The sequence below is a fragment of the Paenibacillus sp. J22P165 genome (assembly GCF_059692015.1).
In genome coordinates, this window is the sequence record NZ_JCAUAP010000009.1 from 401481 (window position 1) to 410455 (window position 8975).

Annotated in this window: 7 protein-coding genes and 1 rRNA gene; all 8 read left to right on the forward strand. The window is 41.7% G+C overall.

The window, feature by feature from the left end; translation table 11 throughout:
- Nucleotides 1-90: 90 nt before the first annotated feature.
- The gene (gene dnaN, locus AC58QM_RS24365; protein ID WP_497287429.1) at nt 91-1233 is read left to right on the forward strand and encodes a DNA polymerase III subunit beta; all 1143 of its coding nucleotides are present in this window, start codon (nt 91-93) and stop codon (nt 1231-1233) included.
- A 12-nt stretch (nt 1234-1245) separates the two neighbouring features.
- Entirely contained in the window at nt 1246-1461 is a 216-nt protein-coding gene (gene yaaA, locus AC58QM_RS24370; protein WP_056622694.1) for a S4 domain-containing protein YaaA, read from the forward strand.
- Nucleotides 1462-1488: 27 nt separating this feature from the next.
- Nucleotides 1489-2607 carry a DNA replication/repair protein RecF gene (gene recF / locus AC58QM_RS24375; protein ID WP_497287430.1) on the forward strand — a complete coding sequence of 373 codons (1119 nt, stop codon included), beginning with the start codon at nt 1489-1491 and terminating at the stop codon, nt 2605-2607.
- A gap of 5 nt (nt 2608-2612) precedes the next feature.
- Nucleotides 2613-2861: an extracellular matrix regulator RemB gene (gene remB / locus AC58QM_RS24380; RefSeq protein ID WP_173117070.1), complete on the forward strand. Its 249-nt coding sequence runs from the start codon at nt 2613-2615 to the stop codon at nt 2859-2861.
- A gap of 35 nt (nt 2862-2896) precedes the next feature.
- Nucleotides 2897-4813: a DNA topoisomerase (ATP-hydrolyzing) subunit B gene (gyrB, locus tag AC58QM_RS24385; RefSeq protein WP_497287431.1), complete on the forward strand. Its 1917-nt coding sequence runs from the start codon at nt 2897-2899 to the stop codon at nt 4811-4813.
- A 48-nt stretch (nt 4814-4861) separates the two neighbouring features.
- Nucleotides 4862-7360: a DNA gyrase subunit A gene (gene gyrA, locus AC58QM_RS24390; protein WP_497287432.1), complete on the forward strand. Its 2499-nt coding sequence runs from the start codon at nt 4862-4864 to the stop codon at nt 7358-7360.
- 131 nt (nt 7361-7491) lie between these two features.
- On the forward strand, nt 7492-8559 hold the full coding sequence (locus AC58QM_RS24395) for an HD-GYP domain-containing protein (protein ID WP_497287446.1): 1068 nt from the start codon (nt 7492-7494) through the stop codon (nt 8557-8559).
- 343 nt (nt 8560-8902) lie between these two features.
- Nucleotides 8903-8975 (forward strand): 16S ribosomal RNA (locus AC58QM_RS24400); the annotation flags it as partial.

Here is an 8975-nt window from a genome sequence, read left to right on the forward strand (position 1 = left end):
CAGAGCCCCTACTGCTATTACTAATAAAGAATGTTATTATATAATGATTATGCTAACGCATCGTAAAAAAAGAACTGCAGGAGTGAAGTCATGAAATTAACTATCCTAAAAGACCATTTAATCGAATCCATTGGTCACGTTTCCAAAGCCATATCCTCTCGAACTACGATACCCATTCTTACAGGGATCAAAATAGATGCAACCTTAAGCGGTGTAACACTAACAGCTAGTGATACCGATATCTCTATTCAAAGCTTTACAGCTAGCGAAAACAGCACAATTAAAATCATTGAATTAATCCAAGCTGGGAGTGTTGTACTTCCCGCTAAATTTTTCGTTGAAATCATCCGTAAGCTGCCAGCTCAATTGATTGAAATTGAAGTCAAAGCTAACTTCCAAACGATTATTCGTTCAGGGTCTTCCGAAATTCAGATTATGGGTCTAGATCCAGATGAATATCCACTACTTCCTGAAATCGAAGAAAGTAAAATGCTTCGCCTTCCAAGTGATTTACTTAAAACAATGATTAAACAAACGTCTTATGCGGTATCCACCAATGAATCGACACCTATTCTTACAGGGGTTCTTTGGAACATTACCGGAGATAAACTAAAGTTTATTGCCTGCGATCGTCATCGTTTGGCAAGTAGAGAAGTAACTGTTGATAATGAGCTCGCGCAAAATCTACCCAATATCGTTATTTCAGGACGGACCCTGAATGAGTTAAGCAAAATTTTGCCTGATCAAAACACCCTTATAGATATAGTTATTTCGGACAACCAAGTTTTATTCAAAATTCAATCGATTTTATTTTATTCGCGTATTTTAGATGGGACTTACCCGGATACATCTAAGCTCATTCCTCAATCTTTTCAAACGGAAATGGTTGTTCCAACGAAGGAATTGGCGGAAGCAATCGATCGTGCTTACCTTCTCTCCAAAGAAGACAAAACGAATATCGTTAAAATGATGATGCTTGAAGACAAATCCATTGAAATCTCTTCCAGCTCTTCAGAGCTAGGAAAAGTTACGGAGCAAATTGCCCTGCAGCATATTGTTGGTGACTTACTTAAGATTTCGTTTAACTCCAAATATATGTTGGATGCACTTAAAGTGCTGGACTCCGAGTTTATCCAAATTGGGTTTACAGGAGCTATGCAGCCGATCATTATGAAACCGCAAGATTCCACGAATATCTTGCAATTAATTCTGCCATATCGAACAACGAATTAAGGAGCGCTCGTTATGAAACAAATAGTTATCAACACTGCATACATTACACTTGGGCAGTTTTTGAAATTATCGGACTGTATATCCACAGGTGGACAAGCTAAATTTTTCGTTGTGGAAACCAAAATTGAAGTAAACGGGCAAGCTGAAAATCGTAGAGGTCGGAAACTTGTGCCACAGGATATCGTCAAGGTAGAAGGTTTTGGACAATTCGAGGTCATAAGCTCCTGATTGAATGAACCAGGAGGATGATCGGCCATGTTTCTAAACAAACTCGTACTCAGTCATTATAGAAATTACGATCATGTTGAATTATCAACATCGAATAACGTGAACATTTTCGTTGGCCCTAATGCGCAAGGCAAAACCAATTTGCTGGAATCCATTTATGTAATGGCCATGACCAAGTCGCACCGAACACATCAAGATAAAGAATTAATTGGCTGGAATGGTGAGCAAACGCTGCTACATGCAGAGATTCAGAAATTGTACGGGAACTGTAAGTTGGATCTCTCCATCTCGTCCAAGGGGAAAAAGGCGAAGATTAATGGCCTTGAGCAAAAAAAGCTCAGTAATTTTATTGGTGCACTGAACGTCGTCATGTTTGCGCCAGAAGATTTAGAGATCGTCAAAGGAACACCTGGCATCAGGCGTCGTTTTCTGGATATGGAAATTGGCCAGGTACAACCCTCTTATATTCATGACCTATCCCAGTATCAGAAAATTTTGGTGCAGCGGAATAATTATTTAAAGCAAAATTACCCGGGGAAAAGCTCACCGGACGCCATGTTGGACATCTGGAACGAACAATTAGCACAGTATGGTGTTAAAATTATGAAAAAGCGTCAAAACTTCATAAAGAAGCTTCAAAAATGGGCGGAGAACATCCACAGAGGGATAACGAACGATAGTGAATCGTTAGTTATCCGTTACTCCCCTTCTTTTGACATGGAGCCATTTGAAGATGAATCTGTTTTATTAAACCAATTTATGATAAAGTTATCTTTGGTGAAAGATCAGGAATTCCGAAGAGGCGTTACGTTAGTTGGCCCTCATCGTGACGATCTTCTCTTTTACATAAACGACAAAGAAGTCCAAACGTACGGCTCCCAAGGTCAGCAGCGTACAACCGCGCTATCACTCAAGCTAGCAGAAATTGAGCTCATTCATGAGGAAGTGGGCGAATATCCGCTGCTTTTGCTAGATGATGTCCTATCGGAGTTGGATGAATATAGACAGACACAGTTAATTCGCACGTTTCAGCAGAAAGTCCAAACATTTATTACGACAACAGGTCTAGAGAGTGTTCATTTGGACCAACTGGATCATGCTTCCGTGTTTCATGTTTTGAAAGGAAATGTAAGCGGCAGGAGCTGAGGAGCATGTTTATTCATTTGGGTGGAGAGAAAATCATTAGAGCGTCTGAATTAATTGCTATATTTGATATTTCGATTGAGAAATCATCCAAGATCTCGAAGCAGTTCATCCAACAAGCATTAAAAGATAAACGAACCGAGCAAATTGGCGAGGAAGATTGCAAGTCACTCGTCGTGACTAAAAGCAAAGTGTACTATTCCCCCATTTCATCAACAACGCTCAAGAAAAGAGCCAACCAGTTATTGACGAATTAACTTCTTTTAATATAAAAAAGCAGGTGAAGAGTAGCATGTCTGTGAATCAAAATGCGTACGATGACAGTCAGATTCAGGTTCTGGAAGGTTTAGAAGCCGTTCGCAAAAGACCGGGTATGTATATTGGTTCAACCAGTGCCCGAGGACTTCATCATCTCGTTTGGGAAGTTGTAGATAATAGTATTGACGAGGCTTTGGCCGGATTTTGTACAAAAATTGATGTTATCGTCCATAAAAATAACAGTGTTACTGTTGTTGATAATGGACGCGGAATTCCAGTTGGGGAAAATGCCAAGCTGAAAAGACCAACACTTGAAGTTGTACTTACCGTGCTCCACGCAGGTGGTAAATTCGGTGGTGAGGATTCCGGTTACAAAGTATCAGGTGGTCTGCACGGTGTAGGTATTTCCGTAGTTAATGCGCTGTCTGAGCACTTAACTGTGCAAGTAAAGAATAAAGGCCAAATTCATCAACAAGAATACCGCCGCGGAACGCCGCAATATGATGTAAAAGTCATCGGTGAAACCGAAGAAACGGGCACCACGGTTACGTTCCAGCCAGATCCGGAGATTTTCAAAGAAACGGTTGAATACGATTTTGATACACTGCAATCCAGAATTCGAGAGCTTGCTTTCTTGAATAAAGGCATCGAGATTAACTTGATTGATGAGCGTACGGATACGGTAGCAACACATATGTACGAGGGCGGTATTGTGTCCTTTGTGCAGCATTTGAATCGCAACCGTGAAGTCGTCAATGAAGTCCCGATCTATGTAGAAGGTGCTAAGGATAACATTTCGATCGAGATTGCTCTCCAGTATAACGATAGCTATACAGAGAACATTTACTCTTTTGCCAATAATATCAATACGCATGAAGGCGGAACGCATGAGTCCGGATTTAAGAGCGCGTTAACGCGTATCCTGAATGACTATGCCCGTAAGAACAACTCCATCAAAGAAAGCGACTCCAATCTTTCTGGGGATGACGTGCGTGAGGGTCTTGCTGCGATTATTTCCGTGAAAATTCCTGAGCCACAGTTCGAAGGTCAAACCAAGACAAAGCTTGGTAACAGCGAAGTTCGTGGTATTGTAGAATCTCTTTTCGCAGAGAAGCTGCAAGAGTTCCTTGAAGAAAACCCAGCTGTAGCTCGCAAAATCCTTGAAAAAGGGATTCAAGCTGCTAGAGCGAGAGAAGCTGCGCGTAAAGCCAGAGAATTAACTCGCCGCAAAAGTGCTCTTGAAGTCAGTGCCCTGCCAGGTAAACTAGCGGACTGTTCTTCCAAAGACGCTTCAATCAGTGAGATTTACATTGTAGAAGGTGACTCTGCAGGTGGTTCAGCTAAGCAAGGTCGTGATCGTCACTTCCAAGCAATTCTGCCTCTGCGTGGTAAAATTTTGAATGTAGAAAAGGCTCGTTTGGATCGCATTTTGTCCAATACGGAAATTCGTGCGATGATTACGGCTTTCGGCACAGGGATCAGTGATGACTTCGATATTGCCAAAGCACGGTATCACAAAATCATCCTCATGACGGATGCCGATGTGGATGGTGCGCATATCCGTACCTTGCTGCTCACCTTCCTATACCGCTACATGAAAAAACTAATTGAGTCTGGCTATGTGTATATTGCACAACCACCACTCTTTAAGCTTGAGCGTAATAAAACCATTCGCTATGCGTATAACGAGAAGCAACGTGAAGTCATTATGCAAGAGTTTGGTGAAGGCGTGAAAGTCAACGTCCAACGTTATAAAGGACTTGGCGAAATGAATCCGGGGCAGCTGTGGGAAACGACCATGGATCCGGAAAGCCGTACACTTCTGCAAGTGACGATCGAAGATGCTATAGAAGCAGATACACTCTTTGATTCATTAATGGGCGATAATGTAGAGCCTAGACGTGATTTTATCGAGGAACATGCGAAATACGTGAAAAATTTAGATATCTAACGTCGTCTGAGACGTTGCAAACGATGTAAGCTTTCAGGAGGAACATTCATGAGCGAAGAATTACATTCGCAAGTCAAAGAAATTGACATTTCGACCGAAATGCGTACTTCCTTCTTAGACTATGCGATGAGTATCATTGTCAGTCGCGCACTGCCAGATGTTAGAGACGGTCTGAAGCCGGTTCATCGTCGTATCTTGTTTGCGATGTCTGAACTAGGTATGTCTCCAGATAAGCCACATAAGAAATCAGCGAGAATCGTTGGTGAAGTTATCGGTAAGTATCACCCCCACGGTGATACTGCTGTTTACGAAACCATGGTTCGGATGGCGCAAGATTTCTCCCTGCGTTATATGCTTGTTGATGGGCATGGGAACTTTGGATCCATCGATGGTGATATGGCAGCAGCTATGCGTTATACGGAAGCACGTTTGTCCAAGATCGCGATGGAGCTCCTTCGTGATATTAACAGAGAAACGATCGACTATGCGCCAAACTATGATGGGGAAGAACAAGAGCCTGTTGTTCTCCCTTCTCGTTTTCCTAACTTGCTCGTTAACGGAAGTTCAGGGATTGCCGTTGGTATGGCGACGAATATTCCCCCACATAACCTAAGAGAGGTTATCGAGGGTATCCAGATGATGATCGAGAATCCGGATGTCACGCCAATGGACTTAATGCAAGCAATCAAAGGGCCTGATTTCCCAACTGCAGGATTCATTCTTGGACGTGAAGGAATTAGACAAGCCTATACGACAGGTAGAGGCTCTGTAACAATGAGAGCTAGAACCGTTATTGAAGAGAATAATAATAAGGCAAGAATCATTGTGAATGAGCTGCCTTATCAAGTAAATAAAGCAAGATTAGTAGAGAAAATCGCTGAGCTTGTGCGTGAGAAGAAGATTGATGGCATCACGGATCTTCGAGACGAGTCCGACCGTAACGGGATGCGTGTAGTTATTGAGTTGCGACGTGATGTTAACCCTAACGTCGTTCTGAACAACTTGTTCAAACAGACGGCTATGCAATCTAATTTCGGTATTATTATGCTCGCTCTCGTCAACGGGGAACCAAAAGTTTTGAATCTTCGTGAGATGCTGCATTACTATCTTAAACATCAGCAAGAAGTCATTCGTCGTAGAACCGAATATGATCTGCGTAAAGCGGAAGCTAGAGCGCACATTTTAGAAGGTTTACGTATTGCACTTGATCACCTGGACCAAGTCATTGCATTAATTCGTTCTTCTCGTACAACGGATGAGGCGAGAGAAGGACTCATGTCGACATTTAGCCTGAGCCTGGATCAAGCACAAGCCATTCTCGATATGCGTTTACAGCGTTTGACTGGTTTGGAACGTGAGAAGATTGAAGCTGAATATGCGGAACTCATGAAGAGAATTGCTGAACTTAAAGCGATTCTTGCCGACGAGCAGCTGATACTTGCGATCATTAGCGAAGAACTGAATGAAATTAAAGAAAAGTTCGGTGATGACCGACGTTCTGAAATTACAGTTGGTGAAGAAAGTATTGAAGATGAAGACCTTATTCCACGTGAAGATGTTGTCATTACGATTACACACACTGGCTACATTAAACGCCTACCGGTTACGACGTATCGGAACCAAAAGCGCGGTGGACGTGGTGTGGTCGGTATGGATACGAAAGATAATGACTTCGTCGAACATTTGTTCGTGACGAATACGCATCATTATCTGATGTTCTTTACGAATAAAGGTAAAGTCTATCGTTTGAAGGCTTACGAGATTCCAGATTTGAGCCGTACAGCGCGAGGGACACCAATCATTAACCTGATTCAAATCGAACAAGGGGAAACCGTTAATGCGGTAATTCCAGTGGAAAGCTTTGAAACAGAACAGTATCTCTTCTTTGCAACGAAACAAGGGGTTGTGAAGAAAACGCCAATTGATGATTACTCCAACATTCGTAAAGGTGGTTTAATCGCCATTAATTTACGAGAAGATGATGATCTTATTGGGGTTAAGCTAACAGACGGTAACCAGGGTATTATTATGGGGACCAAGCTAGGGATGTCCATTCACTTCCCAGAGAGCGATGTACGTTCAATGGGTAGATCAGCTACGGGAGTAAAAGGCATACATTTGGATGATGAAGATGCTGTCATTGATATGGACGTTGTCCATGAAGATAATAGTGTACTAATCGTAACATCCAAAGGTTTCGGTAAACGGACGCCTGTCTCTGAGTATCGGATTCAGACACGTGGTGGTAAAGGTATCAAAACGTTGAATGTTACCGAGAAAAATGGCCCGATTGTTGGTCTTAAAGTCGTGCAAGAGGACGAAGATCTGATGATTATTTCTGCATCGGGTACTGTTATTCGTACAAGCATGGACGGTATTTCTGTTATGGGACGTAATACACAAGGTGTTCGTCTAATTAACATACGTGAAGATGATGAAGTAGGAACATTGGCTCGTGTTCAGAAGAATGAAGAACAGAACGAGAACGAGTCTGATGAAGAAGGCGACTGGGAAGAATCGTCTGAGGCAACTGAGACGGAGGAGTAAGAATTTGCTCTTCCTAGTAACCAGAAGCTTATAAATTTTTATGTGATAAAATGTAGGGATGGGGGCTTACAAACCCATCCCTTTTACTTTACAATATGGAGTATACGAAATAGTAAGGTGAGTGAATGACAGTGCCGACAGTAGCCGTTTCGCAACTAAAATATGGTGAAAGATTAGGCGATAACGTAATAACCAAAATGGGTAACACACTTTTTCTCAAAGGAAAAGTCATTCAGGAAAGAGAACTCGAGATTCTAAAAGCATTTCTCATTCCTTCTGTTTATATTGAAGCTAAGAACAGCAATGAAGTGGAGCAAGTTGCTGAAGATACTAAGGTGAAAGAAGTGGAGGCAGTCCATCCGTTTTATGTGGAATATCATAATATGGTGAAATTGCTCAAAAGAGTTTTCCTTTTAGCTAATGGTGGACAACAGCTTCCCATTTTAGAAATTCGTACAGGTCTCGAATCGCTTATTCGTCATATTGATGCCTATAAGGTGCTCACCTTTGCTCCCAAAAATCGGAATCTTCATGAGTATATTTATCATAAAAGTATACTAGTCAGTTTAACCTCGTACTCACTAGCTAGATGGGCAGGCCTTCCACAAAAGGATTTGGTTCAAATCGCATTGGCAGGTTTACTGCACGACATTGGTAATAGTAAGGTGGATAGTACACTGCTGGAGAAAAAGAATAAATTAACAGCAGCTGAAATGGACGAGATTAAGCAACATACGTTGATTGGCTACCAGATACTCAAGAATATGTCTGGAATCAACGAAGGTGTTAAACTAACTGCCCTTCAACATCATGAAAGGGAGGACGGCTCAGGCTATCCGTTAGGTGTGAAGTCCGATAAGATTCATATCTATGCCAAAATCGTAGCCATTGCGGATATTTATAATGCGATGACGAATGATCGTTATTACAAGGTTGCCTTATCACCTTACGTTGTATTAGAGCAGTTATTGACGGAGTCCTTCGGTAAAGTAGATCCTACATTTGTCCAAATCTTCATGAACAAAGCCACGCAAATCAGTAATGGAACACTAGTGAAGCTGAGTGACAATCGTGTAGGTGAGATCGTGTTCTCTGATCGCTCTCATCCGACTAGACCTTGGGTTAATGTGAATGGTACAATTGTTAATCTAACCGTCGAAAGAAATCTATTCATACAAGATGTGATCGGCCATATTTAATAAAGAGAATCGAGACCTTACTCCCGCAGAGTGAGGCTTTTTTTATTTAACGTTCTTATCCAACAAATATAAAAATAAAGCTTGCAATCCAATAGGGGATTTGTTATATTACTCCTTGTCGCTTCGGCGGTCGAACAAAAGAACGAAAGAAATAAAAAAAAGTTCTTGCAATTGAGTAGGCCGTTGTGGTATATTAATCAAGTCGCCTTTGAGGGGCGAAGGATTAAAAAGGAAATAATTGATCTTTGAAAACTGAACAACGAGTGAGTAAGCACAGTCGAGTAATCGACTATAAAAGAGATTGTAAAATCTCGCTAGCTTCAAATGAGCAAGTCATCTTTCTATTATGGAGAGTTTGATCCTGGCTCAGGACGAACGCTGGCGGCGTGCCTAATACATGCAAGTCGAGCGGGTTT